22 protein-coding genes are annotated in these 23,971 nt (G+C 73.6%); 11 read left to right on the forward strand and 11 right to left on the reverse strand.

From position 1 onward, the window contains the following. Nucleotides 1-3: 3 nt before the first annotated feature. A complete protein-coding gene (locus BXA10_RS11120; protein WP_076470197.1) occupies nt 4-984 on the reverse strand; it encodes a YihY/virulence factor BrkB family protein in 981 nt (326 codons plus the stop codon). A gap of 206 nt (nt 985-1,190) precedes the next feature. On the opposite strand from BXA10_RS11120, the gene BXA10_RS11125 reads away from it, so the two are divergent. After that, entirely contained in the window at nt 1,191-1,592 is a 402-nt protein-coding gene (locus BXA10_RS11125; protein ID WP_076470198.1) for a ChaB family protein, read from the forward strand. Between the two features lie 54 nt (nt 1,593-1,646). Here the strand turns inward: BXA10_RS11125 and BXA10_RS11130 are convergent, their stop codons facing one another. Further along, complete coding sequence (locus tag BXA10_RS11130; protein WP_076470199.1) at nt 1,647-3,080, reverse strand: aldehyde dehydrogenase family protein; 1,434 nt, start codon at nt 3,078-3,080, stop codon at nt 1,647-1,649. Between the two features lie 72 nt (nt 3,081-3,152). Here BXA10_RS11130 and BXA10_RS11135 point away from each other — a divergent pair, with 72 nt between their 5' ends. Then, complete coding sequence (locus BXA10_RS11135) at nt 3,153-4,757, forward strand: phytoene desaturase family protein (RefSeq protein ID WP_076470200.1); 1,605 nt, start codon at nt 3,153-3,155, stop codon at nt 4,755-4,757. Between the two features lie 422 nt (nt 4,758-5,179). On the opposite strand, the gene BXA10_RS11140 is transcribed toward BXA10_RS11135, so the two are convergent. The 3 genes from BXA10_RS11140 to BXA10_RS11150 form a co-directional block, all read right to left on the reverse strand. Further along, entirely contained in the window at nt 5,180-5,947 is a 768-nt protein-coding gene (locus tag BXA10_RS11140) for a polyprenol monophosphomannose synthase (RefSeq protein WP_076470297.1), read from the reverse strand. 148 nt (nt 5,948-6,095) lie between these two features. After that, complete coding sequence (locus tag BXA10_RS11145) at nt 6,096-7,097, reverse strand: SDR family oxidoreductase (protein WP_076470201.1); 1,002 nt, start codon at nt 7,095-7,097, stop codon at nt 6,096-6,098. After that, the gene (locus BXA10_RS11150; RefSeq protein WP_342742878.1) at nt 7,094-7,522 is read right to left on the reverse strand and encodes an SRPBCC family protein; all 429 of its coding nucleotides are present in this window, start codon (nt 7,520-7,522) and stop codon (nt 7,094-7,096) included. The genes BXA10_RS11145 and BXA10_RS11150 overlap by 4 nt, the downstream gene beginning before the upstream one ends. A 284-nt stretch (nt 7,523-7,806) precedes the next feature. Here BXA10_RS11150 and BXA10_RS11155 point away from each other — a divergent pair, with 284 nt between their 5' ends. From BXA10_RS11155 to BXA10_RS11190, 8 genes are read left to right on the forward strand one after another with little or no spacing between them, the layout of a single operon-like run. After that, on the forward strand, nt 7,807-9,570 hold the full coding sequence (locus BXA10_RS11155; RefSeq protein ID WP_245828208.1) for an HAD-IIIA family hydrolase: 1,764 nt from the start codon (nt 7,807-7,809) through the stop codon (nt 9,568-9,570). Continuing rightward, entirely contained in the window at nt 9,570-10,541 is a 972-nt protein-coding gene (locus BXA10_RS11160; RefSeq protein ID WP_076470203.1) for a glycosyltransferase, read from the forward strand. The genes BXA10_RS11155 and BXA10_RS11160 overlap by 1 nt, the downstream gene beginning before the upstream one ends. Next, on the forward strand, nt 10,532-11,749 hold the full coding sequence (locus BXA10_RS11165; RefSeq protein ID WP_076470204.1) for a glycosyltransferase: 1,218 nt from the start codon (nt 10,532-10,534) through the stop codon (nt 11,747-11,749). Before BXA10_RS11160 ends, BXA10_RS11165 begins: the two co-directional genes overlap by 10 nt. Beyond that, the gene (locus BXA10_RS11170) at nt 11,749-12,435 is read left to right on the forward strand and encodes a D-sedoheptulose-7-phosphate isomerase (RefSeq protein WP_076470205.1); all 687 of its coding nucleotides are present in this window, start codon (nt 11,749-11,751) and stop codon (nt 12,433-12,435) included. Before BXA10_RS11165 ends, BXA10_RS11170 begins: the two co-directional genes overlap by 1 nt. A 10-nt stretch (nt 12,436-12,445) precedes the next feature. Beyond that, on the forward strand, nt 12,446-13,948 hold the full coding sequence (locus tag BXA10_RS11175) for a PfkB family carbohydrate kinase (protein ID WP_076470206.1): 1,503 nt from the start codon (nt 12,446-12,448) through the stop codon (nt 13,946-13,948). Then, a complete protein-coding gene (locus tag BXA10_RS11180) occupies nt 13,945-14,646 on the forward strand; it encodes an SDR family oxidoreductase (protein ID WP_076470207.1) in 702 nt (233 codons plus the stop codon). Before BXA10_RS11175 ends, BXA10_RS11180 begins: the two co-directional genes overlap by 4 nt. Further along, complete coding sequence (locus tag BXA10_RS11185) at nt 14,643-15,596, forward strand: glycosyltransferase family 9 protein (RefSeq protein WP_076470208.1); 954 nt, start codon at nt 14,643-14,645, stop codon at nt 15,594-15,596. Before BXA10_RS11180 ends, BXA10_RS11185 begins: the two co-directional genes overlap by 4 nt. After that, the gene (locus BXA10_RS11190) at nt 15,580-16,563 is read left to right on the forward strand and encodes a DNA topoisomerase IB (RefSeq protein WP_076470209.1); all 984 of its coding nucleotides are present in this window, start codon (nt 15,580-15,582) and stop codon (nt 16,561-16,563) included. Before BXA10_RS11185 ends, BXA10_RS11190 begins: the two co-directional genes overlap by 17 nt. Before the next feature lie 255 nt (nt 16,564-16,818). Here BXA10_RS11190 and BXA10_RS11195 read toward each other — a convergent pair whose 3' ends face one another. Next, a complete protein-coding gene (locus tag BXA10_RS11195; RefSeq protein ID WP_076470210.1) occupies nt 16,819-17,811 on the reverse strand; it encodes an AraC-like ligand-binding domain-containing protein in 993 nt (330 codons plus the stop codon). Between the two features lie 81 nt (nt 17,812-17,892). Beyond that, nucleotides 17,893-18,657 carry a TetR/AcrR family transcriptional regulator gene (locus tag BXA10_RS11200; RefSeq protein ID WP_245828209.1) on the reverse strand — a complete coding sequence of 255 codons (765 nt, stop codon included), beginning with the start codon at nt 18,655-18,657 and terminating at the stop codon, nt 17,893-17,895. Between the two features lie 79 nt (nt 18,658-18,736). Here BXA10_RS11200 and BXA10_RS11205 point away from each other — a divergent pair, with 79 nt between their 5' ends. Next, nucleotides 18,737-20,323, forward strand: a complete 1,587-nt coding sequence (locus BXA10_RS11205; protein WP_084752578.1) for an MFS transporter — start codon at nt 18,737-18,739, stop codon at nt 20,321-20,323. Between the two features lie 28 nt (nt 20,324-20,351). Here the strand turns inward: BXA10_RS11205 and BXA10_RS11210 are convergent, their stop codons facing one another. The 4 genes from BXA10_RS11210 to BXA10_RS32410 all read right to left on the reverse strand — a co-directional run bounded on the left by BXA10_RS11210 (nt 20,352) and on the right by BXA10_RS32410 (nt 23,894). Next, nucleotides 20,352-20,855 (reverse strand): hypothetical protein, encoded by a 504-nt coding sequence (locus BXA10_RS11210; protein WP_076470213.1) that lies wholly within the window; start codon nt 20,853-20,855, stop codon nt 20,352-20,354. 76 nt (nt 20,856-20,931) lie between these two features. Beyond that, nucleotides 20,932-22,563, reverse strand: a complete 1,632-nt coding sequence (locus BXA10_RS11215) for a RecQ family ATP-dependent DNA helicase (RefSeq protein ID WP_076470214.1) — start codon at nt 22,561-22,563, stop codon at nt 20,932-20,934. A gap of 157 nt (nt 22,564-22,720) precedes the next feature. Then, entirely contained in the window at nt 22,721-23,671 is a 951-nt protein-coding gene (locus BXA10_RS11220; protein ID WP_076470215.1) for a TIGR03557 family F420-dependent LLM class oxidoreductase, read from the reverse strand. A gap of 97 nt (nt 23,672-23,768) precedes the next feature. Next, nucleotides 23,769-23,894, reverse strand: a complete 126-nt coding sequence (locus BXA10_RS32410; protein WP_281251427.1) for a hypothetical protein — start codon at nt 23,892-23,894, stop codon at nt 23,769-23,771. Nucleotides 23,895-23,971 lie beyond the last annotated feature (77 nt).

The following is a 23,971-nucleotide window of genomic DNA, read 5'->3' on the forward strand; positions in this document are numbered from 1 at the left end:
CGGTCACGAACCGACCGGTGCCTTGGGCGGCAGCACCGGTTCCTCGGGCGCCTCCTCGCCGGCCTGCATCCGCCGGCCACGCTGCAACTCGGCGTTGATCTGCACACCGAGCATCAGCGCCGAGTTCGACAGGTAGAGCCAGACCAGGAAGGCGATGACCGCGCCGAGACTGCCGTACGTGGCGTCGTACGAGCCGAAGTTCGCCACGTACAGGCCGAAGCCGAAGGAGGCCACGGCCCAGGCCGCCAGAGCCACCGCACCGCCGGGGGTGAGCCAGCGGAACCGGGGCTGCCGCACGTTCGGGGCGATCCAGAACAGCAGCGACAGCAGCGCCATCGCGATGAGGGCGAGCACGGGCCACCGGCCCACGCTCCACACCGTCCGGGCCAGTCCGCCCGCGCCGATCAGGTCACCGACGCCGTCGGCGACCGGGCCGCTGACGATGAGCCCCGTGGCCACCACCGCGAGCAGCACCAGCGAGATCCCCGCCAGCCCGATCTGCAACGGGCGCAGCTTCCAGAACGGCCGTCCCTCCGGCACCCCGTAGATCGCGTTCGAGGCACGGGTGAAGGCACCGATGAACCCGGACGCGGACCACAGCGCGCCGAGCAGACCGAAGCTCAGCAGCACCTTCGCCGAACTCTCCTGCTCGACCACCTTCCGGACCACACCGACGAAGCCCTCGTTCGCCACCACCGAACCGGCGCCCACCTGGCGGGCCAGCTCAAGCACGGTGTCCACGGTCCGTTCCCCGTCGGACACCAGGCCGACGAGCGCGACCACCACGATGGCGGACGGGAACAGCGCCAGCACGCCGTAGTAGGTGAGGGCGGCGGCCCAGTCGGAGCTGTTGTCCCGTACGAAGTTCCGCACGCTGCGGACCAGCACGCCGTACCAGGTCCGCCAGCTCAGCTGCCGTATGCGTCCGGGTAGGCGCGGGCCGGATCCCGCCGCGGTCGGGGCGCCGTGGTGCGTCGTCGTCATGTCCCACTCCCTGCCCGAGGCGTCAGGGACGGCCCCTTGTCGATGGATCCGGTACGGAGAGGGGCGTTCCGCACGCGCTCCGGTACCCCGGTGCGAATGTCGGCAAACGGCATCGCTCCCGGTGGTGGGCGGCGGTTTGCGCGACCGGCTCGGGGGGAACGGTCAAATGCAGAACAAGTCGACCCATCGACGCGGAGGAGGACGAGATGCCCGGGCGCGAGGTACTGCCCAGCACACTGCGACGCTCCCCGGCGAAGGCCCAGCGCACCTGGGAGAAGACGCACGACTCGGCGGTGGAGACGTACGGCGAGGGGGAGCGGGCGCACCGAACCGCCTTCGCCGCGGTGAAGAACGAGTACGAGAAGGTGGGCGATCACTGGGAGTCGAAGGGCCGCAAGGGGCCGAGTGACCGGCAGGCGGCCGGCGGCGGTCCCGAGCGCCGCGCGCCCACCGCGGGCGGCGTGGACGCGAACGCGACCAAGGACCACCTGATGACGGTCGCCCGCAAGCTGGACGTGCCGGGCCGGTCGCGGATGAACAAGCCGGAGCTGGTCAAGGCGATCCAGAAGGCGAACAACCAGAAGACGGCCAAGGCTCGGGGCCGCTGATCTCCCAGGTGTGGGGGGTGGCCGTCCGACCGGGACGGCCACCCCGCGCGTACGTCACCAGTGGCCGCCGCCCGGCGCCTCGATGTGCACGGCCTTCATGGCGCTGAGCTCGTCGAGGAGTTCCGGCCCGTACCCGAATCCCTGGCCGCTGGCCCGGCGCGGATGCGCGGCGCCGCCGGGTGCGCCGCCGAAGACCGAGTTGACCTTCACGGTCCCGACGGGCAGCTCGCGCCAGGCCCGGTGGGCGTGACTCATCGATCCGGTGAGCACCGTCGCGGCCAGCCCGTACGGCGAGTCGGCCGCGCAACGCAGCGCCTCGGTGAACGAGTCGACCACCACGACCGGGGCGACCGGCCCGAACGTCTCGTCGCGCACGAGCGGCATGTCGTGGCGGCAGTCGGTGACCACGGTGGCCGGGTAGAACGCCCCCGGCCCGTCGGGCAGCGTCCCACCGGTGCGGACCCGCGCACCCTGGGCCACGGCCGCGGTGACCTGTCCGTGCACGTGGTCGCGGTGCCGCCGATCCACCAGCGGGCCGAGTTCGGTGGCCGGATCCCGCCCCGGTCCCATCCGCAACCCGGCGGCGCGGTCGACGAGCGCGGCCACGAAGTCCTCGGCCACGTCCCGATGGGCGTAGATCCGCTCGACCGCGACGCAGATCTGGCCCGCGTTGGCGAACGAGCCGAGAGCGGCCTCCCGGGCCGCCCACACCGGGTCCACCCCGGCGTCCACGATCAACGGATCACTGCCGCCGTTCTCCAGCAGCGCCTTGGCTCCGGTGCGGGCGGCGGCCGCGGCGATCGCCCGACCGGTGGCGGTGGAGCCGACGTGCGCCACCACGTCCACCGGCTGCGCGGCGAGCGCCGCCCCGGTCTCCGCACCGCCGGTGAGCAGTGAGAGGACCCCCGCCGGCAGGGCCTCGTCCAGTGCCTTCGCCAGCAACCAGCCGGTGGCCGGTGTACGTTCGCTCGGCTTGTAGAGCACCACGTTGCCGGTGACCAGCGCCGCGCCGAGCAGGCCGCAGGAGACCGCCACCGGGTCGTTCCACGGGGTGATCGCGGCGACCACACCGTGCGGCTGCGGCGTCATGAAGTCGATCGCGTGGTGGCCACCGTGGAGGGTACGTCCGCCACGCACCGGGGCGAGCTCCGCGTACTGTCGCAGCGTGCCGATTCCCGCCTCGACGCCGCCGCGCGCGTCCGCCAACGGCTTGCCCATCTCGGCGGTGACCGCCTCCGCGAGGTCATCGGTGATCGCCTCGACCGCGTCCGCCGCCCGGTGCAGCGCTGCCGCCCGTTCCGCCGGTGGGGTCGACGCCCACTCCGACTCGATCTCACGGGCCGCGTCCACCGCCTTGCCGACCACGTCCGCCGTCGCGATCGGCGCCGAGCTGACCGGCGAGCCGTCGGCCGGGTCGTGTACGACCAGTTCGCCCTCCTCGCCGCCGGCGCCCCAGACCCCACCTATCAGCTGCGCAACCGTGTACATGCGGCGCTGGATGCCCCGGCCCCGCCGAGGCAAACGCGTTTCGCCCGGTTGCGGGCAGGGTAGGCGGGTCCGATGACTCCCACCGGGGCCGAGAGCGCGGACGCGGTCGTCGTCGGGGCCGGCCACAACGGCCTCGTGGCCGCCAACATGCTGGCGGACGCCGGCTGGGAGGTGGTGGTGCTGGAGGCGAACGGCACGCCGGGTGGGGCGGTTCGTTCGGGCGAGGTGACGGCGCCCGGCTACCTCAGCGACCTCTACAGCTCGTTCTATCCCCTCGGGTACGCGTCGCCGGTGATGCGCCGCCTCGACCTGGACCGGTACGGCCTCACCTGGCGGCACGCGCCGGACGTGCTGGCGCATCTGCTGCCCGACGGCCGGGCCGCGGTGCTCAACCGGGACCCCGACGTCACCGCTGCCTCGCTGGACGCGTTCGCGCCCGGCGACGGCGCGAAGTGGCTGACCGCGTACAGCGACTGGATCGACGTCGCCGAGCCGATGATGGAGACGATCACGACCCCGTTCCCTCCGGTGCGGGGAGGGCTGGCCCTGCTCCGCCAGATGCGGATCTCCGGCGCGCTGCGGCTGGCCCGGCGTCTGGTCGTGCCGATCCGCAAGCTCAGCGACGAGTTGTTCGACGGATCGGGTGGGCGGGCGCTGTTGGCGGGCTGTTCCCTGCACACCGACCTGTCGCCGGAGGAGGCCGGCTCCGGGGTCTACGGCTGGCTGCTCGCCATGCTCGGCCAGCAGGTCGGCTGGCCGGTGCCCGAGGGTAGCTCGCAGAAGATCACCGATGCGCTGGTGGCCCGGTTGACCGAACGCGGCGGGCGGATCCTCTACGGGGCACGAGTGGACCGGGTGCTGACCGCGCGTGGCCGGGCGATGGGGGTGCGTACGGCCGGCGGCGCGCTGTGGCGGGCCCGGCGTGCGGTGCTCGCCGACGTGCCCGCCCCGGCGCTCTACCTCGACCTGGTCGGCGCGGCGGCGCTGCCGCCCCGGCTGGTGGAGGACCTGTCGCACTTCCGCTGGGACGGCTCCACCCTGAAGGTGGACTGGGCGCTCTCCGCGCCGTTGCCGTGGACGAACCCGGCGGTGGCCACCGCCGGTACCGTGCACCTGGGGGCGGACCTGGACGGCTTGACCAGCTACTCCGCGGAGCTGGCCCGCAGGGAGTTGCCGCGGCGGCCGTTCCTGCTGGTCGGTCAGATGACCGTGGCTGATCCCAGTCACTCGCCGCCGGGCACCGAGTCGGTGTGGTCGTACACCCATCTGCCGTTCCGCCGGAACTGGCGGGCGGAGGAGATCAGCGGGCACGTCGAGCGGATGGAGCAGATGCTGGAGGAGGCCGCGCCCGGTTTCCGGAGCTTGATCGTCGGCCGGCACGTGGCCGGCCCGGTCGAACTGGAGAAGGGCGACGCGAACCTGGTCGGCGGGGCGGTGGGCGGCGGTACGTCTGCCGCGTACCAGCAGCTGTTCCTGCGCCCGATACCCGGCCTGGGCCGCGCGGACACCCCGGTGGACCGGTTGTTCCTGGCCAGCGCGTCGGCGCACCCCGGCGGTGGGGTGCACGGTGCTCCCGGGGCGAACGCCGCCCGGGCCGCACTGGCCCGCGACCGCGCCCTCACCGGCGCCCTGTACGCCTCCGCCATCGGCACGGCCCAACGCGTGATTTATAGCTGACCGCCGCGCCGGGCAGCGTGGGGACCTGGCTTGCCCCATCACTACGGAAAGTGACGGCGTGGATGCCCCAGGGTGGACCGCTTCGCTGCCTTTGCTCTGCACCCCTATACGCACCAGTCACCGTCGGTCACCTGACAGGCGTGGCTGCTGACCTTGCCGGGCGGAAGAACCGCAGGTCGGTGACGTGGTGCGTCGGTGGGTGCAGAGCAAAGGGAGAAAGGGCGTGCGGTCCGGGTCGGAGCGACCGTCACGGAGAGTTCTGTCACGATCGATGATGCTGCCGCCGGCGCACCGTTGGCCGGGGCGCCTCCGTCCAGCAGCCAGGACAGCCCGCGCCGTCGACGTGGGGGAGAGTCACGACGGCCCGCGTTGCCGGTGTGGGGGAGAGCCACGCCGGCCACGGTCGATGTCGCGAAGCGGCGTCAGCGCACGACGTTGCGGTGCTTGCTGCGCAGCTTGAAGGGCATCAGCGCGCTTTCGATCTTGGTGGCGGTCGTCATCTTCGAGGCGCCCTCCCGGCGCTCCTCGAAGCGGATCGGCACCTCGAGGATCGTGTGGCCGAGCTTGGTGGCGAGGTAGTGCATCTCCACCTGGAAGCTGTAGCCGTTGGACTGCACCCGATCGAGACCGATGTCGTGCAGCGCGTCGGCGCGCCAGATCTTGAAGCCGGCCGTGAGGTCACGGATCCGCACCCGCAGCAGGGTGTGTACGTAGAGGTTCGCCCAGCCGCTGAGCGCGCGGCGGTACAGCGGCCAGTTCTCGTCCAGCTCGCCGCCGGGCACGTACCGGGAGCCGATCACCACGCCGGCCTGCGTCGACAGGAGCGCGCCGAGCATGCCGGGCAGCGCCTCCGGCGGATGCGACAGGTCCGCGTCCATCTGCGCCACGTACTCCGCGCCCGCGTCGAGGGCACGACCGATCCCGTCCACGTACGCCCGCCCGAGGCCCTCCTTGCCCGGCCGGTGCACCACCTCGATGCGGTCGGGGTGCTCGATGGCGAGCTTGTCCGCCACCTCTCCGGTGCCGTCCGGGGAGTTGTCGTCCGCGACGAGGATGCGCAGGCCCGGCAGCGGCAGCGCGAGAAGCCGCTCGACCAGCACCGGGAGGTTCCCCGCCTCGTTGTAGGTGGGTACCACGACGGTCAGTCGTGCGTCGCGCCACGGAGCGGGCAGCTGCACGGGTTCGATCATGACGGACATCCTCGGTTTGCCGACAGGGATTCCTTGAGAGGGTAGCTACTTGCCGTATCGGTGTCGTAAAGGCTCCCCGATCGGGGGTTGCGCGCGCCGACTCTTCCGCTCTCACGAGCGATCCATCACGATGATCGTCCAGCGCGGCTCAGCACCGGTTCCGGGCCACTCCGGCGACGGCGAGGGTCAGGCCGGCCAGGGCCAGCCCGGACAGGGCCCGCTTGTGGGTGCTCACCCAGAGCGCCGGGGAGCGGTGCCGCGCCTGCTCGGCGAAGACCCCGTCGGCGCCGTGGTCCCACTCGTCGTCGCCCGGGCGGTCGAGGTTGTCCCGCCAGGCGGCCCGGTCGATCGTCCGGCCCGTCTGCTGGCTGTCGTACCCGTCGCGGGCCAGCTTGCGGTCCAGCAGGCCGGGCAGGAACATGTTGCCGAGCCGGGCCCGCCACGTCGGCCCGCCCACGTTCAGCTCACGCACCCCGTGGTCGGCGGCCCAGAGCACGGCCCGGGCGGCGACCTCCGGCGAGAAGATCGGCGGCACCGGCTGCGGGTGCCGGGGAAGGCGGGTGCGTACCCAGGAGAACTGGGGTGTGTTCACCGCGGGTAGTTGAACCATCGACAGCGACACGGCCGGGCAGTCGTGCAGCAGTTCCGCCCGGAGTGAGTCGTTGAAGCCCTGGATGGCGTGTTTCGACGCGCAGTACGCCGACTGCAGGGGGATGCCGCGGTAGGCCAGCGCTGAACCGACCTGCGTGATCGCGCCCCGCCCGCGCGCCCGCATGTGGCGCAGCGCCGCGAGGGTGCCGTGCACGGTGCCCAGGTAGTTGACCTCGGTGACCCGGCGGAACTCCGCAGCGGTGATCTCCCACGCCGGAGCGAACACGGAGACCATGGCGTTGTTGACCCAGACGTCGATCACCTCCCAGTGGTGCACCACGTCGTCCGCGGCCCGCTGAACCGCGCCGGCGTCGGCCACGTCGAGCCGGTACGTGCGAACGTCGGCGGCCCCCCGCTCACGGCAGTCCCGTTCGGCGGCGGTGAGACCGGCCTCGCCGCGGGCGATCAGCGCCACCCGGGCGCCGCGTTCGGCGTACGCGCGGGCGACCGCCCGGCCCACCCCGGCGCTCGCCCCGGTGACGACCACCACCTGGGTCATCGACTTTCCTTGTGCCGGGTGGCGATGTCGGAGAGCCGCTTCAGCGTCTCCTGGTTACGCAGGTGCAGCACCAGATCGTTGAGCTTGTTCCGGACCCAGCGCAGCGGGCCGGCCGCGAAGTCCTCCCCGATCCGCACCCGGGTGGCGCCCGCGCCGACGGGATCGAGGGTGAAGGTGACGATCGCCTCGCCGGCCGGCCAGAGCCCGGCCCGCAGGACCAGTTTGCGCGGCGGCTCGCTGAGCAGCACGGTGGAGGAGTCCTCCAGGGAGAAGGGCCACGGCCCGGCCCGGTGGTGCAGACTGCTGCCCACCTGCGGCCAGTCGTCGTCCACATCACGCACGTGCGTGGTGCCGACGACCCAGTCGCTGTACGTCCACCCGTCGGCGAGCACGTCGAAGACCCGCTCCGGGGGTGCGTCGATCACTTTCTCCACAATCGCCACTGGTCCCCCATACCCCCGCTCCGGCCGGGGCTAACGGTCGCCACGGGTTAGCTTCTCCGGGGCGACGGGTAAGGCGAGCGCGGGCACCGCAGGGTGGCTCATGGGACGCGTGTGCTGCCGCCGCGTCGAGGCTGACGTTTACTCCCCGGGGCGCAGGGAACCCGCCGCCCGTGCGACAGGACCAGGTGGAGCCGGATCAGCGCAGGTCAGCCGAGGTTTGTGCCGGTGCTGACCGGGGTGCGTCCGGGCCGGTTCTGTTCGACGCCGTGTTGTTCGACCGGGACGGCACGCTGGTGGAGGACGTGCCGTACAACGGCGACCCGGAGAAGGTGCGGCCGGTCGCGGGGGCCCGAGCGGCGTTGGACCGACTACGCGCCGCCGGCCTGCGGCTGGGGGTGGTGACGAACCAGTCGGGCCTCGCCCGGGGTCTCTTCACCCCGGCGCAGATGGCGGCGGTGCACGCCCGTGTCGAGATGCTGCTGGGACCCTTCGACACCTGGCGGGTGTGCCCGCACGACGACGAGGACGGGTGCGGATGCCGTAAGCCCGCGCCGGGGCTGGTGCGGGCCGCGGCTCGGGACCTGGGGACGGTGCCGGGCCGGTGCGTCATGGTGGGGGACATCGGCCGCGACGTGACAGCGGCGCTGGCGGCGGGTGCCGCCGGCGTGCTGGTGCCGACGCCGGTGACCCGACCCGAGGAGATCGCCGCCGCACCGTGGGTGGCGGCGGACCTGCCCGCGGCCGTCGACGAGATCCTGCGCCGGCAGGCCGCCGTGGCACCGGGGACTCCGCCCTGGCCGACGTCCGTCAGCGGAGGCGGCAGCCGGCCGGAGCGCGCGTCCGGCGGCGTGGACGGTGTCCGGCCGGAGCGGCCGGCCGTGGTCAGGCGGGCCGCCGCCGTCGCACGTACGGTGTCGCCGGGCCGGCGGGGGACCGTCCTGGTGGTGCGGGCGGACTCGGCGGGTGACGTTCTGGTCACCGGGCCGGCGATCCGAGCCGTCGCGGCCGGCGCCGACCGGGTGGTGATGCTGTGCGGTCCGCGCGGGCGGGCGGCCGCCGACCTGCTGCCCGGCGTCGACGAGGTCGTGGAGCACCGGCTGCCCTGGATCGACCCCGCCCCCGGGGCGATCGACCCGTACGACATGCAGACCCTGACCGCACGTCTGGCGGCCGTGGACGCGGACGAGGCGGTCATCTTCACCTCGTTCCACCAGTCGCCGCTGCCGCTGGCGCTGCTGCTGCGCATGGCCGGCGTGCCGCGGGTCGCCGCGATCAGCGAGGACTATCCCGGAAGCCTGCTCGACCTGCGGCATCGCGTCCCGGCCGGCGTACCCGAGGCCGAACGGGCCCTCTCCCTCGCCGCCGCGGCCGGCTACAGCCTGCCGGACGGCGATCAGCCGGTGCTCCGGTTGCGTACCGGGTCGGTGCCGCCACCTCCGGCGTGGCTCGGCCCGCCGGGCTACGTCGTGCTGCATCCCGGCTCGTCGGTGCCCAGCCGGGCCTGCCCGCCCGACGTGGCCGTCCGGATCGGACGGATGCTGACCGACGCCGGGTACCGGCTGGTGGTGACCGGCACGCCGCAGGAACGGGAACTGACCGCGGCGGTGGCCGGTCCCGCCGGACTCGACCTCGGCGGTCGCACCGGGCTCGCGGAGTTGGCCGGGGTGATCGCGAACGCGGCGGCGGTGGTCGTCGGCAACACCGGTCCGGCGCACGTGGCGGCGGCGTGCGGGGTGCCGGTGGTCAGTCTCTTCGCCCCCACCGTCCCGTTCGGGCAGTGGGGGCCGTACCGGGTGCCTACCGTCCGCCTCGGCGACGCGACGGCCGCCTGCCGGGACACCCGCGCCGCCACCTGTCCCGTCCCCGGGCATCCCTGCCTGTCCACTGTCGAACCGACCGAGGTGCTCACGGCGTTGCGCCTGCTCGACGTACCCGCGAACGGTGCCCGGACCACGACGGCCGGCCCGACCACGACTGCCGGCCGGTACGCGGCCGGCGCGGCGGTGACCGCCAGGGGCGGGAGCGGCTGATGAACATCCTGCTCTGGCACGTGCACGGCTCCTGGACCACCGCGTTCGTGCACGGCCGGCACCGCTACCTCGTCCCGGCCACTGCCGACCGCGGCCCCTACGGTCTCGGCCGTGCCCGCACCTATCCCTGGCCGGACAGCGCGGTCGAGGTCAGCCCCGACGACCTTTCCGACGCCGACGTGGACGTGGTCATCCTGCAACGCCCCGAGGAGTTCGATCTCGCCGAGCAGTGGCTGGGCCGCCGCCCCGGCCGCGACGTGCCCGCCGTCTACGTCGAGCACAACACCCCCAAGGACGGCGACATCCCGCACAGTCGTCACCCCATGGCCGACCGCGACGACCTGCTCGTCGCGCACGTCACGGCGTTCAACCAGCTCTTCTGGGACACCGGCGGAACCCGCACGGCCGTGATCGACCACGGCATCGTGCCGCCGACGGTGGAGTACACCGGGGAACTCGACCGGCTCGCCGTCGTGATCAACGAGCCGGTACGCCGTTGGCGGGTGACCGGCACCGACCTGCTTCCCCGGTTCGCCGAGATCGCCCCGCTGGACGTCTTCGGCATGAAGGTGACCGGGCTGGCCGAGCACCTCGGGCTGCCGCCTGAACAGGTGACCAGCCACGACGACGTGCCGCAGTCCCGCATGCACGAGGAACTGGCCCGGCGGCGCGCGTACCTGCATCTGTGCCGGTGGACGTCGCTCGGGCTGAGCCTCATCGAGGCGATGACGATCGGCATGCCGGTCGTCGCGCTCGCCACCACCGAGGCGGTGATGGCGGTACCGCCGGGAGCGGGCGCTCTCGACACCCGCGTCGACACCCTGTTGGACGCCACCCGCCGGTTCATGGCCGAGCCGGCGCTCGCGCGGCAGGCGGGCTCGGTGGCCCGGGCCACGGCCCGCGACCGGTACGGCCTCGACCGTTTCCTCGCCGACTGGGACCGGCTGCTGGAGGAGGAAGTATGCGCATAGCGATGATCTCGGAGCACGCCAGCCCGCTCGCCATCCTCGGCGGGGAGGACGCCGGCGGCCAGAACACGCATGTCGCGGAGCTCTCCGCCGCGCTCGCGGCCGCCGGGCACGACGTGCGGGTGTACACCCGACGCGACGCCGTGGACCTGCCGGTGACGGTACGCAGCCCGGACGGGTACGACGTCGTGCACGTACCGGCCGGACCGGCGGAGCCGCTGGCCAAGGACGCGCTGCTGCCGCACATGAAGGAGTTCAGCCGCTGGCTGGTCGAGCGGTGGCGGGGTGGCGACTGGGTGCCCGAGGTGATCCACGCGCACTTCTGGATGAGTGGGCTCGCCGCGCTCGCCGCCGGCCGGCAGACCGGGGTGCCGGTGGTGCAGACGTACCACGCGCTCGGCGTCGTGAAACGCCGCTACCAGGGGGTTCAGGACACCAGCCCGGCCCGGCGGGTGGCGTACGAGCGGGAGCTGGGCCGGTCGGTGGACCGGGTGATCGCCCAGTGCCAGGACGAGGTCGGCGAGCTGGTCCGGATGGGCGTGCCCCGGTCCCGGATGACGGTGATCCCGTCCGGGGTGAACCTGAGCACCTTCGCTCCGCTCGGTCCGGCCGCCGAGCGGCAACCGGGGCGGCCCCGGATCCTGACCGTCGGCCGGCTGGTGGAACGCAAGGGCTTCCAGACGGTCGTCCGGGCGATGGCGCTGGTCCCCGACGCCGAGTGCGTGGTGGTCGGCGGGCCGCCGGCCGGGCTGCTCGAGAGTGACCCGTACGCCCGGCGGCTGCGCGCCCTCGCGCGTACCTGCCGGGTGGCCGACCGGGTGCGCCTGGTCGGCGCGGTGCCGCGGGAGGAGATGGGCCGCTGGTACCGCTCGGCGGACATCCTGGTCGCCGCGCCCTGGTACGAGCCGTTCGGGCTCACCCCGTTGGAGGCGATGGCCTGCGGCGTACCGGTGATCGGCACGGCGGTGGGCGGGCTCAGGGACACCGTGGTCGAAGGGGTCACCGGTGACCTGGTCCCGGCTCGCGATCCCCGCGCCCTGGGCACCGCGATCCAGCGGCTGCTCGACGACCGGATCCGCCGGTTCGCGTACGCCACCGCCGCACAGGAACGCGCCCGCCTGCGCTACTCGTGGGCGGCGACCGCCGAGCGGCTGGCGGAGGTCTACAACGAGGTGGCCGCGGTGCACCGGCCGACCGGGGTGGTGGCCTGATGGCGACCTCGCTGCTCGACGCCCACCTGGCGAACCTGGCCGCGGCCCTGCTGCCGTACCGGGAGTGCGAGCGGCTGCTCTCCCGGTGGGGCGAGACGCTGGCCCGCCGGCTGGCCGGCGGTGGGCGGCTGCTGGTGGCCGGCAACGGCGGCAGCGCCGCCGAGGCGCAGCACCTCACCGCCGAACTCGTGGGCAAGCTCCGCGACGACCGCCAGCCCCTGTCCGCCATCGCCCTGCACGCCGAGAGCTCGGCGGTCACCGCCATCGCCAACGACTACGGCTACGACGAGGTCTTCGCCCGCCAGGTACGCGCCCACGGCCGCGACGGTGACATCCTCCTGCTGCTGTCCACCAGCGGCGCCAGCCGCAACCTGCTCACCGCCGCCCGGGCCGGCCGCGAGGCCGGCCTGCTCTGCTGGGCGTTCACCGGCCCCGCCCCGAACCCGCTCGCCGAGGCCTGTCACGAGGCGCTCGCCGTCGCCTCGCCGGACAGTCAGGTGGTGCAGGAGTTGCACCTGGTCTCCAGCCACGTGCTCTGCGAGTACGTCGACCAGGAGCTGCCCGCCGCGCTCGCCGCTGTGGCCGGTGCACCCGTCGACGAGCCGATCCCACCGGGCCGGGTGCGCGCCGGGGTGGAGGTGGTGCTCGACGGCGGAGCCGGGCAGCAGGTACAGGCGCGAGGATGAGGAGGGAAGCGTGACGGGACCCGTCGTGGTGGTCGGTGACACCCTGCTCGACCGGGATGTCGAGGGAATGGTCAGCCGGCTCTGTCCGGACTCGCCGGTGCCGGTGCTCGACGAGACCGGGTACGTCGACCGGCCCGGCGGCGCCGGCCTGGCCGCGGTCTTCGCCGCCGCTCAGGGCGCCGAGGTGGTGCTGGTGACCGCGCTCGCCGACGACGCCGGCGGAGCGCGGCTGAGTTCGTTGCTGACCGCGGCCGGCGTCCAGGTGTACGCGCTGCCGCTGGCCGGCGCCACGCCGAAGAAGATCCGGCTGCGGGCCGGCGGCCGGGTGCTGCTGCGCCACGACCGCGGTGGCGTACCGGGCGAGCCCGGTGAGCCGGCCGAGGCGGTGCTGCGGGTCATCGCGAGCGCCTCCGCCGTCGTGGTCAGCGACTACGGCCGCGGGGTGGCCCGGCAGCCGGCGCTGCGCGCCGCGCTCGCCGCGACGCGGGCGCCGGTGGTCTGGGACCCGCACCCGCGTGGGCCGGGCGCGGTGCCCGGCGTGCAGCTGGCCACACCGAACGAGGCCGAGGCGCGTGAGCTGATTCCGGCGCTGCCCGGTGCGACCCGGCTGGCCACCGCCTCGCGGGGCGCGCAGGGGCTGCGCCGACGGTGGCGGGCCGGCGCGGTCGCGGTGACCCTCGGTGGTGACGGTGCGCTGCTCTGCCACACCGACTCGACCCCGCTGGTGGTGCCCACACCGAGCACCGCCGAGGGAGACACCTGCGGGGCCGGCGACCGGTTCGCGGTCGCCGCCGGCCTCGCCCTGGCCCGGGGCGCGTTGGTGTCCGAGGCCGTGCAGGAGGCGGTCGCCGAGGCGTCCGCGTACGTAGCGGCCGGGGGAGTGGCGGCCGCGCTGCCGCCGCCGGCGAGTCGCGAGCCGGGGACGGTCACCGGTCCGGGCGCGGAGCGGATCGGCGTCACCGAGGTGGCCGCGGTGCTCGCCGAGGTACGCGCGCGCGGCGGCACGGTGGTGGCGACCGGGGGCTGCTTCGACCTGCTGCACGCGGGGCACGTCGCGACGTTGCAGGCGGCCCGGAAGCTCGGCGACTGCCTGATCGTCTGCCTGAACTCCGACTCCAGCGTGGCCGGATTGAAGGGCCCGGACCGGCCGGTCGTCCCGCAGGGCGACCGCGGCCGGTTGCTGGCGGCGCTGAGCTGTGTGGACGCGGTCATGATCTTCGACGAGCCGACGCCGCACGCGGCGCTGTCCTGGCTGCGCCCCGACATCTGGGTCAAGGGCGGCGACTACGCCACCGGCGCCGGGGACGCGCCGGCCCTGCCGGAGGCGGAGATCCTGCGCCGGTGGGGCGGTCACACGGTGGTCGTGCCGTACCTGGACGGTCGCTCCACCACCGACATGATCGCCGCGGCCCGGGCGGGCGGCCGGCCCGCCGGTACGTGTTGTGCCGCCGCCCGATCGTCCGAGGGCGACTGGGCCGCCGCGCCCGTACCGGCCGTGGAGCGTGCGCGATGACGGATGCCCCGGCCGGAACCGGAACCACCGTCCTGGTCACCGGCGGATCGAGCGGCCTGGGCGCGGCCGTCGTGGCGGCGGTCGCGCGCTCCGGCGGCCGGCCGCTGGTGATCGACCGGCAGGCGCCCGGTGACGGGGTGCCGTGGGTCGAGTGCGACCTGGCCGACACCCGGGCCGCCGAGGCTGCCACCCGGCAGCTCGCCGAGCGTTCCGGTGGCCTGGACGCGGTGGTGACCGCGGCCGGAATGGACGTGCCGGGACGGCTGGCCGACGTGCCGGCCGAGACCTGGGAGCGGATCGTCGCCGTGGACCTGCTCGCCACCGTCGCGGTGATCCGGGCGGCGCTGCCCTACTTGGAGGCGTCCCGCGGCACCATCGTGACCGTGGCGTCGACCCTCGGCGTCAAGGCGGTCAGCGACGCCACCGCGTACTGCGCGGCGAAGTTCGGGGTGGTCGGCTTCACCCGCGCCCTCGCCACCGAACTCGCCGGCTCGGTCGGCGTCACCCTGCTCATCCCCGGCGGCATGCGTACCGCCTTCTTCGACGAGCGCGACGACCAGTACCGCCCCGGTCCGGACGCGGTGCTCAACGATCCGGCCGACACCGCCGCCGCGGTCATGTTCGCGCTGGCCCAGCCGCCCGGCTGCGCGGTACGGGAGATGGTGGTCTGCGCCGAGCAGGAGTCGTCGTACCCGTGATCCTCGTGCTGCGGGCGCTCGGTGTCGGCGACCTGGCCACCGCCGTCCCGGCGCTACGCGCGTTGCGGGCCGCCCACCCCGGCCGGGAACTGGTGCTCGCCGCGCCGGCCTGGCTGGCACCGCTGGTCGAGCTGGTCGGTGACGTCGACCGGCTGATCGACACCCCGGGGCTGGGGCGGACCCGCTGGACCGGGCCGCAGCCGCAGCTGGCGGTGAACCTGCATGGGCGGGGACCGCAGTCGCACCACACCCTCGCCGCCGCCCGGCCCGGGCGGCTGCTCGGCTTCGCCAACTCGGAGGCCGGGTTCGCCGACGGGCCGGCGTGGAGCGAGTCCGAGCACGAGGTGGAGCGGTGGTGCCGGTTGCTGGCCTGGTACGGCATCCCCGCCGACCGGTCCGACCTGGCGCTGCGTCGGCCCTCGGCGGGCGGCGTGCCGGTGGGGGTGAGCGTGCTGCACCCCGGCTCGAAGATCGTGGCGAAGCGCTGGCCGTCCGACCGGTTCGCCGCCCTCGCGCGCAGGCTCACCGCCCGCGGCCACCGGGTGGTGCTGACCGGCTCTCCCGACGAACGGGGCCTGGCCGCCCAGGTGGCCGACGCCGCCGGGCTGCCCGCCGACGCCGTGCTGGCCGGTCGTACGGGGCTGCGTGAGCTGGCCACGCTGGTGGCGTACGCCCGGGTCGTGGTGAGCGCCGACACCGGGGTGGCCCACCTGGCGACCGCTTTCGGGACCCCGTCGGTGGTGCTCTTCGGGCCCGTGCCACCGGCCCGTTGGGGGCCGCCGCCGGACCGGCCGCGGCACCGTGCGATCTGGGCCGGAGACAGGGATTGGCCAAGCTGGGACGGGGTAGGAAGCCATCCGTCATTGACGGTCCTCGGGGTCGACGAGGTGTCGGCCGTGGTGGACGAGGTGGAACGGGTGGTGCGGGAGTCCGGTGCGGTTGCGACGTAGCGATCCGGGCCGGCCGGGGTACAAGCGTCGCCGGCGCGGCAAGGGCTGGCTCTTCCTGGACCCGGCCGGTGAGCCGGTGCGGGACCAGGACGAGCTGGCCCGGCTGCGTTCCCTGGTCGTACCGCCGGCGTGGCGCGACGTGTGGATCTGCCCGTGGCCGAACGGGCACATCCAGGCCATCGGCGTCGACGCCGCCGGCCGCAAGCAGTACGTCTACCACCCGAGTTGGCGGGAGAAGCGCGACGAGGCGAAGTTCGACCACGTGCTGGAGGTGGCGCGGCGGCTGCCGGCGTTGCGTGCCCGGGTCGACCGGGATCTCGGTGGACGGGGGCTGAACCGCGACCGGGTGCTCGCCACCGTGGCACGACTGCTCGACATGGGTGCGTTCCGGGTCGGCAACGACCAGTACGCTGCCGGCGACGACCCGACTTTCGGGGTGTCGACGTTGCGCCCCGAGCACGCCCGCTCGCGGCGGGGCTGTGTGCTCTTCGAGTTCCCCGCCAAGGGCGGGATCGAGCAGGTACGCCTCATCGAGGACCCGGAGCTGTGCCGGGTGCTGACGAACCTGCGCCGACGTCGACGCCTCGCCGAGCGTCTCTTCGGCTACTGGGATGGGCGCGACTGGCGGGACGTACGCGCCGACGAGATCAACGAGTACCTGCGCGACGCCAGCGGCGGGGAGATGACCGCGAAGGACTTCCGCACCTGGCACGCCACCGTGCTGGCCGCGATCGAGTTGGCCACGGCGGAGCCGGCGCGGTCCGCGACCGCCCGGAAGCGGGCGGTGGCCGCGGTGATGCGGGAGGTGGCCGAGCTGCTCGGCAACACGCCGACCGTGGCCCGCACGTCCTACGTGGATCCGCGCGTGGTCGACCTCTACCACGACGGTGTGGTGGTGACGGTGGACCCGGGCGCGCCACGCGAGAAGGCCGAGCGGGCGGTGCTGGAGCTGCTGGAGGAGTCCTGACCAGCCCCGTCGCGGGTACGGGGCCGGAGTGCCGGTCGTCGTTCCGCCGACCCGGCCGGCAGGGGAGCCGGCGTGCTCCGATGGGGTCACCGAGGCGGCGACCCGCCACCACTGTCGGCGGCGGGCGCCGCGCCACGGCCCCCGATGGCGGACCGGACCCCCCCGTCCCCGGCCGCTTCGGGGTCAGTCTGCCGCCTCCGCCTTGACCATCGACGCCGGCGAGCTTGACGTCCCGTGCCAGATTTGACCGGAAAGTCAGTGGGACGGGGCCGCCGAGGCGCGGTAGGCCCGCGGGCCCATGCCGTAGGCGGCCCGGAACGCCCGGCTGAAGTGCGCCGGGTCGGTGAGCCCCCAACGCCGGCCGATGAGGTGGACCGGCCGGTGCCGCAGCAGCGGATCGGCGAGATCGCGACGGCAGCGTTCCAGACGCCGTCGGCGGATCGCCCCCGCGACGGTCTCGTCCTCGGTCTCGAAGAGCCGGTGCAGCGTCCGGAGGGAGATGTGGTGCGCGTCGGCGACCACCTGCGGGCTCAGCTCAGGGTCGCCGAGGTGCCGGTCGAGGAACTCCCGCACCTGAGCGAGCAGCGCCTGCTGGCGTACCTCGGCCGGCAGTTCGTCCTCGGCGTCGAGGTGCCGGGCGAGCAGGGCGGAGACCAGGCTGAGGGTGACGTCCGCCAGGTACGGCACGTCGCCGGCCCGGAACTGCTCGGGGTGGCGGGTGATGCGGTGCAGGTGCTGCGCCAGCAGCGCGCCCGGGCCCTCCGACCCGCAGAGCCGCGCGGCGGTCAGGCGGTCCACCTTGTCGGCGTCGAGCGGCAGCAGCGCCCGCGGAACGACGGCGGTCACCGAGGCCGCCGGGGCCTGCCCGTCACCCCCGCCGGCGTGCGCCAGATCGTGTGGCCGTCCCCAGTCGACGAGCGTGAAGTCGCCGACCGGGATCGCGGTGTCCCGCCGGCTCGCGCTGATCGCGCAGTTGCCGCTCATCGCCAGCGCGATCTGGTAGACCTCGGGGTCCGCCTGCCGGATCAGTCGCGGTGTCCGACGCCCGACGAGGGACTGGTAGCGGAACCGGGTGAGCCCGACGCCGCCGAGATCGATCATCCGGGCGTGGCCCTGAAAGTCGGCGGCGTGATCGCTGGTGAAGGCGACCGGCGCGGAGACCCGGCCGGCCATCTCCACCCAGAGCGCGAAGCGGTCGGCGGGCGCCTCCACAGTGGTGTCCAGCGTCTCGACCCGCAGTGCCGTCATCGACCGTCCCCCTTCCTCGCCAGGCCCGCGGTCATTCTCGACCGGCGGACGGTGCTCAGTGCCGTCCGGCGGTGCCGCCGGTCAGGCGGTCGTCCGAGCTCGGATCAGGGTCTCGACGCCGTCCAGCAGCCGGTCCAGGCCGAAGACGAATTCGTCATCCGGGCCGTCCTCCTGACTCAGCACGCCGGCGTCGATCACCTCGCGCAGCGCCGGGAAGCGGGCCGGGTCGGCTACCCGGGCGACCAGTTGCCCGTACTCCGGCATGATCTCGTCGATCCGCCGGCCCGACGCGGCGCTCGCCTCCTGAATCTGCGTCGTGAGCAGCGCGTCGTTGCGCACGTAGCCGGTGAGCAGCAGCATCACCGACATCTTCTCGGACTCGCCGAGCCCGGTGCCGGCGAGGCAGCGTAGCCCGTTCTCCAGCCAGCTGAGGCTGTACGGGGTGAGCGGTGGGCCGCTGATCGGGACCCGGACCACCCACGGGTGCCGTTGCAGCGCGGCGCGTTCGGCCCATGCCCACCCGGCGAGCCCGGTCCGCCACTGCGGCCCGGTCCCGCCCGGGCCGGGCGGCTCGCCGTACGCCGCGTCGACCATCAGGGTGAGCAGTTCATCCTTGGCGCTGACGTACCGGTAGAGGGCCATGGTCGCCGCGCCCAGCTCCTTGGCGACTCGGCTCATCGAGACGGCGGCCAGCCCTTCGGCGTCGGCGAGGGCGACGGCGGCGGCCACGATCCCGGCCAGGGTCAGCCCGGGACGCGGCCCCTTGGGCGCGCGTTCGCGTAGCCCCCACGCCGCCGCTACGACCGGCGGCAGCGCCGGGCGGGTCTCGTCATCTGTCGGCTCCACGATTCCTCCTTGCCGGCCCATCCTAGTTCTGCGTATGGTCTACGCAATTAAGCGTATGGCATACGCAGAAGGAGTTCACATGACTTCGACACCCCGCGCCGGACGTCGCGAATGGATCGGCTTCAGCGTGCTGATGCTGCCCCTGCTCCTGGTCTCGATGGACGTATCGGTGCTCTACTTCGCCGTTCCCTTCATCAGCGCCGAGCTGAGTCCGACCAGCACCCAACAGCTCTGGATCTTCGACATCTACGGCTTCGTCCTGGCCGGGCTGCTCATCACCATGGGTGCGCTCGGCGACCGGATCGGCCGGCGGCGGCTGCTGCTCTGCGGCGCTGTCGCGTTCGGCGCGGCGTCGGCACTGGCCGCGTACGCCGACAGCCCCGGCACCCTGATCGCGGCCCGGGCGTTGCTCGGCGTCGGCGGCGCGACGCTGATGCCGTCGACGCTGGCGCTGATTCGCAACATGTTCCACGACGAGAAGCAGCGCGGCACCGCCATCGCCATCTGGACCGCCGCGCTCACCAGCGGCATCGCCATCGGCCCGGTCCTCAGTGGCATCCTGCTCGAACACTTCTGGTGGGGATCGATCTTCCTGATCAACCTGCCGGCGATGGCCCTGCTGCTCCTGCTCGCCCCGGCGCTGGTGCCGGAGTTCCGCAACCCGCACGCCGGGCGCTTCGACGTGCTCAGCTCGGTGCTCTCCCTCGCCGCTCTGCTCCCGGTGATCTACGGCGTCAAGGAACTGGCCCGAGCGGGCTGGGGGACCGGCCCGGCACTGGCCATCGCCGCCGGGCTGCTGGTCGCCCTGCTCTTCGTCCACCGCCAGCGCCGCCTCGCGTACCCGATGGTCGACCTGGCGCTGCTGCGCCGCCGAGCCGTCGGCGGCGCCATCGGGGTCAACCTGGTGGCCATGTTCGCCATGGTCGGCTTCGCCATCTTCACCACCCAGCACCTCCAGTCGGTGCTCGGGCTCAGCCCGCTGCGTGCGGCCCTGTGGAGCCTGCTGCCGTCGGTGGCGGTCGGCGGGATCGCGCCGGTCGCGGCCGCGCTGGCCCGGCGGATCGACCGGGCCTGGCTGATCGGCGCCGGATTCGTCATCGCGGCCGGCGGTTTCGTGGTGCTCACCCGGGTACCGGCCGACGACGGGCTGCTCACCCTGCTGCTCGGCGCCAGCATCTACGCGGCCGGATTGGTGGTGGTGATGTCACTGGTCACCGAACTGGTGCTCGGTGCCGCCCCGCCGGAGCGCGCCGGGATGGCCTCGGCGCTGACCGAGTCGAGCAGCGAACTCGGCGGGGCGCTCGGCATGGCGGTGCTCGGCAGCGTGGGCAGCGCCGTCTACCGGCGCGAGCTGGTCGACGGGCTGCCCGACGCACTGCCCGCCGACGCGGTGACCTCGGCCCGGGAGACCCTGGCCGGTGGGCTGGTGGTCGCCGAGGGGCTGCCCGGTCAGGCAGCCGCCGCTGTACGCGACGCCGCCGTCGGTGCGTTCACCGACGGCCTGCACCTGGCTGCCGCCAGCGCCGGAGCGCTGATGCTGCTCGCCGCGGCGCTCACCGTGCTGACGTTGCGCGGCGTGACCGTCCCGGTGCGGCAGGACGCGACCGGTCCCGCCCAGGACGCCGACCCGGTCCCGGTCGAGGCGGCTCCCGCCGCGCGCCGCTGAGCGGGTCGGGTCCGGCGCCGGTCGAGGTTCAGTCGTTGAGTACGCGGGCCAGCCGGTCCCGGAACCGCTGCTCGGAGGCGCTGACCGCCTCGCCGCCGAGTCCCAGGACACCGCCGCTGGACGCCGCGCCGACCACCTGCTCGGCGATCTCCACCAGCCAGTGCTTGTACGCCCCGGCCTCGCCCTCGTCCGTCCGGGCGGCGAGCAGGGCGGCGGCCTCGCCGGCCCGGCCGAGCACGTCGTCGATCAGGGCCTGCGGGTCGCTGGGGGAGATGGCCGGCAGCTCCTCGCCGGCCTCCGGGTCGCCCACCCGCGTCACGATCTCGCCGGCGACGGCGGCGACCAGCGGGCTGGCCGACTCGCGGCCAGCGGCGATCGTCTCCAGGCCGGCCGCGTTCTCGGCCATGGTGCGGCGCGTGCCGTCGGACTCGGCGGCGCTCGCCGCGGTCAGCACCGACTGCGGCAGCCCGACCAGCAGACCCCACTCCCCGTCGGAGAACCCGAACCCGGTGTACGCCGGTTGTTCGATCACGGCAACGCCCCTTTCCGCCTGTCTGTTCGTGCCCGTCCCCGGGCGCCACGCCCGACGGCGCGGCGCCCGGCTCAGGCTAGTCCAGCGTCAGCAGGTCCTGTTCGGACACCACACGCACGGACAGCGTCTTGTACCCCACCTCGTCGAAGAGAACCGTCATCCGGTCCTCCTCGTAGCCGAGCACGAGCCCCGATCCCCACTCCGGGTGGCGGACCTGGCTGTGCACCGGGAACGGCCCGACCGCGCCGTCGTCGGCGGTGCTGGTGCCGGCGTGGCAGTTGTCGCAGTGCCCGCACACCTCGGTCATCTGCTCGCCGAAGTACGCCAGCAGCGCCTGCCCGCGGCAGCCGGTGGTCTCCGCGAAGGCCCGCATCATGTCGGTCCGGGACCGGGTCACCGTCTGCTGCCGCTCCGCCTCGGCCAGCGCCGCCGCGGCGGCGTCCACCGGCTTCGGGGCGTACCGGGGCGCGCCGATCCGCCCCTTCGCCCGTGGCTCGGCGGCGCCGACCTGCTCCAGCAGCGACAGCTGGTGGCCGAGCTTGCGGGGGCCGAGCCCGGTCGCTTCGCGAAGTTCCTTCCGGGTACGGGGCTTCTCGCGCAGCAGTGCGGCCAGGTCGCGCAGCTCGGTGCCGTCCGGCAGGCCGCCGCTGAAGAATCGGCGCAGCCCGACGTCCTCCGCCTGCCAGAGCAGCAGTACCCGGGCCGGTTCGCCGTCCCGGCCGGCGCGGCCGATCTCCTGGAAGTAGCTGTCCGGCGAGTCGGGCAGAGCCATGTGCACCACCCAGGCGATGTTGGGCTTGTCGATGCCCATGCCGAACGCGGAGGTGGCCACCATGATCGGCACCTGGTCGGCCAGGAACGCCTCGTGCAGCTCACCGCGCGCCCCGGCCGGCATTCCGCCGTGGTAGTACCGGGCCGGGAAGCCCGCTTCGGTGAGCCGCGCGGCGAGTTCCTCGGCGGCGCGGCGGGTCGGGACGTAGATGATTCCCGGCCGTTCGTCGGACCCGAGCAGCGCGAGCAGGCGCCGCCACCGGTAGTCCTCGGTCGGGCAGTACGCGACTTCGAGGAAGAGGTTCGGCCGGTCCAGCCCGGAGACCACGATCTCCGGGTCGCGCAGCCGTAGCCGGGCGACGATGTCGTCGCGGACCGGCGGCGAGGCGGTGGCGGTCAGCGCGACGACCGGCGGCCGCCCGATCCCCTCGACCAGGTGACCGAGCGCCAGGTAGTCGGGGCGGAAGTCGTGCCCCCACGCGGAGATGCAGTGCGCCTCGTCGACCGCCACCAGACCCGGCCGCAGCGACCGGACCTCGGCCATCCGATCTGGATCGCTGAGCTGCTCGGGGGTGATGAACAGGAACTCCGCGCGGCCGGCCCGCAGCTCCTCGACCGCCTCGGCGCGCTGGGCGGGGCTCTCGTGCGAGCTGATCCGTACCGCCCGCAGCTCGGGTCGTTGCCGCTCGTTGAGCGCCGCGATCTGGTCCTGCTGGAGCGCGAGCAGCGGCGAGACCACCACTGTCGGTCCGGGAATCAGGCTGGCCGGGATCTGGTAGATCGCCGATTTGCCGGCGCCGGTGGGGAGCACCACCAGGGCGTCACGTCGTTTCATCACCGCGCGCATGGCGGCCAGTTGGTTGGGCCGCAGCGCGGTCCAGCCGAACAGGCTGCGCGCCGCGCGGCGCAACGTCGTCGAGTGCCGGGTCAGTTTCATCGAGGGCCGGAGGTACCCGAGCCGATCAGCGGCGAAACCGCCCCGCTCGGCGGCGTCGGCGCGACGGCGGGCGTTCCGCCGCCCTCGCCGACATCGGGATGTCCGAGGCGTGCGGACATCCCGACATCAGGGAACCCGAGTCGATCAGACAGGGGGCTCAGCGGAAGCGGGGCAGGATCTCCCGCTGGTAGAGGTCGAACAGGCCCTGGGTGTGGGGGCCGGTGTTGGCCACGTACAGCTCGTCGAAGCCGGCCTTGGCGTACTGGTCGATCATCTCCAGGTGCGCCTCGGCGTCGTTGCCGCAGACGAACGACTTCTTCATCATCTCCGGCTCGACCAGCTGCGAGACCTGCTCGAAGTGACGCGGTGAGGGAAGCACCTGCGACAGTTCACCGGGTACGCCGGAGTTCGGCCACCGTTCGTACGCGACCTGCGCGCCCTCGTCCTCGCTGTCGGCGTACGCCGCCTTGAAGCCGCCCTGGCACGGCTTGTCGCCGCCCCCGCCCTCGCGGAACCGGCGCACCAGGTCGGGGTCGGGTGTGGTGCAGATGTAGCCGTCGCCGACCCGGGCGGCCAGGTCCACCGCCTTGGGGCCGAAGCCGGAGACGTAGATCGGCGGCGGCGTGTCGGGCCGGGTGTAGATCCGGGCGTGCTCGACGGTGTAGTGCTTGCCGTGGTGGTTGACGAAGCCGCCCCGCCACAGCTCGCGGATCACCTCGATCGCCTCCTCGAGCATCTCCAGCCGCACGTCGGCCTGCGGCCAGGCGTCGCCGAGGATGTGCTCGTTGAGCGCCTCTCCGCTGCCGACGCCGAGCACGAACCGTCCGGAGTGCAGCACTGCGCTGGTCGCCGCCGCCTGCGCGATCACCGCCGGATGGATCCGTACGGTCGGGCAGGTGACCGCGGTGGTCACCGGTAGCCGGCAGACCTGGCTGAGCGCGCCGATCATCGACCAGACGAAGGCGCTCTGCCCCTGCGCGTCCACCCAGGGGTGGTAGTGATCGGAGATCCAGAGTGCCTGGAAGCCGGCCCGCTCGGCGCCAAGTGCCTGGTCGAGCAGCTCGGCCGGGGTGTACTCCTCGGCGGCGAGAAAGTATCCGATCTTCATGCTTCTCCCTCGTGACGTCACCGGATCAACGAGGGCAGCCGTACCCAGGCACCGGGCCGGGCACACCGCCGCCGCGGGTGGCGGGTCGAGGTGACCGTCAGCGGCGCCGGAACATCGCCCGGATCGCGGCGAGCAGCAGCAGGCCGCCCACCACCACTCCCAGCAGTCGTACGCCGGGCACGTCGGCCGGGCTGGTCGCGTCGGCCAGCAGCGTGGGTTCCATGCCCCGCACTCTGCCCACCGGCCCCGCCCTCGGCAACTGTAAGGTTTATTGACTATTTGTTGGCGCGGTGTGACCAT

This window comes from Micromonospora avicenniae, assembly GCF_900156065.1.
Taxonomy (GTDB): domain Bacteria; phylum Actinomycetota; class Actinomycetes; order Mycobacteriales; family Micromonosporaceae; genus Micromonospora; species Micromonospora avicenniae.

Excerpts from the sequence above, each read along its gene's own strand:
- BXA10_RS11120 (WP_076470197.1), bottom strand. The coding sequence starts at position 984 with ATGACGACGACGCACCACGGCGCCCCGACCGCGGCGGGATCCGGCCCG.
- BXA10_RS11135 (WP_076470200.1), top strand. The coding sequence starts at position 3,153 with ATGACTCCCACCGGGGCCGAGAGCGCGGACGCGGTCGTCGTCGGGGCC.
- BXA10_RS11195 (WP_076470210.1), bottom strand. The coding sequence starts at position 17,811 with ATGACGGCACTGCGGGTCGAGACGCTGGACACCACTGTGGAGGCGCCC.
- BXA10_RS11125 (WP_076470198.1), top strand. The coding sequence starts at position 1,191 with ATGCCCGGGCGCGAGGTACTGCCCAGCACACTGCGACGCTCCCCGGCG.
- BXA10_RS11130 (WP_076470199.1), bottom strand. The coding sequence starts at position 3,080 with ATGTACACGGTTGCGCAGCTGATAGGTGGGGTCTGGGGCGCCGGCGGC.
- BXA10_RS11160 (WP_076470203.1), top strand. The coding sequence starts at position 9,570 with ATGAACATCCTGCTCTGGCACGTGCACGGCTCCTGGACCACCGCGTTC.
- BXA10_RS11140 (WP_076470297.1), bottom strand. The coding sequence starts at position 5,947 with ATGATCGAACCCGTGCAGCTGCCCGCTCCGTGGCGCGACGCACGACTG.
- BXA10_RS11215 (WP_076470214.1), bottom strand. The coding sequence starts at position 22,563 with ATGAAACTGACCCGGCACTCGACGACGTTGCGCCGCGCGGCGCGCAGC.
- BXA10_RS11170 (WP_076470205.1), top strand. The coding sequence starts at position 11,749 with ATGGCGACCTCGCTGCTCGACGCCCACCTGGCGAACCTGGCCGCGGCC.
- BXA10_RS11145 (WP_076470201.1), bottom strand. The coding sequence starts at position 7,097 with ATGACCCAGGTGGTGGTCGTCACCGGGGCGAGCGCCGGGGTGGGCCGG.
- BXA10_RS11180 (WP_076470207.1), top strand. The coding sequence starts at position 13,945 with ATGACGGATGCCCCGGCCGGAACCGGAACCACCGTCCTGGTCACCGGC.
- BXA10_RS32410 (WP_281251427.1), bottom strand. The coding sequence starts at position 23,894 with ATGGAACCCACGCTGCTGGCCGACGCGACCAGCCCGGCCGACGTGCCC.
- BXA10_RS11205 (WP_084752578.1), top strand. The coding sequence starts at position 18,737 with ATGACTTCGACACCCCGCGCCGGACGTCGCGAATGGATCGGCTTCAGC.
- BXA10_RS11165 (WP_076470204.1), top strand. The coding sequence starts at position 10,532 with ATGCGCATAGCGATGATCTCGGAGCACGCCAGCCCGCTCGCCATCCTC.
- BXA10_RS11220 (WP_076470215.1), bottom strand. The coding sequence starts at position 23,671 with ATGAAGATCGGATACTTTCTCGCCGCCGAGGAGTACACCCCGGCCGAG.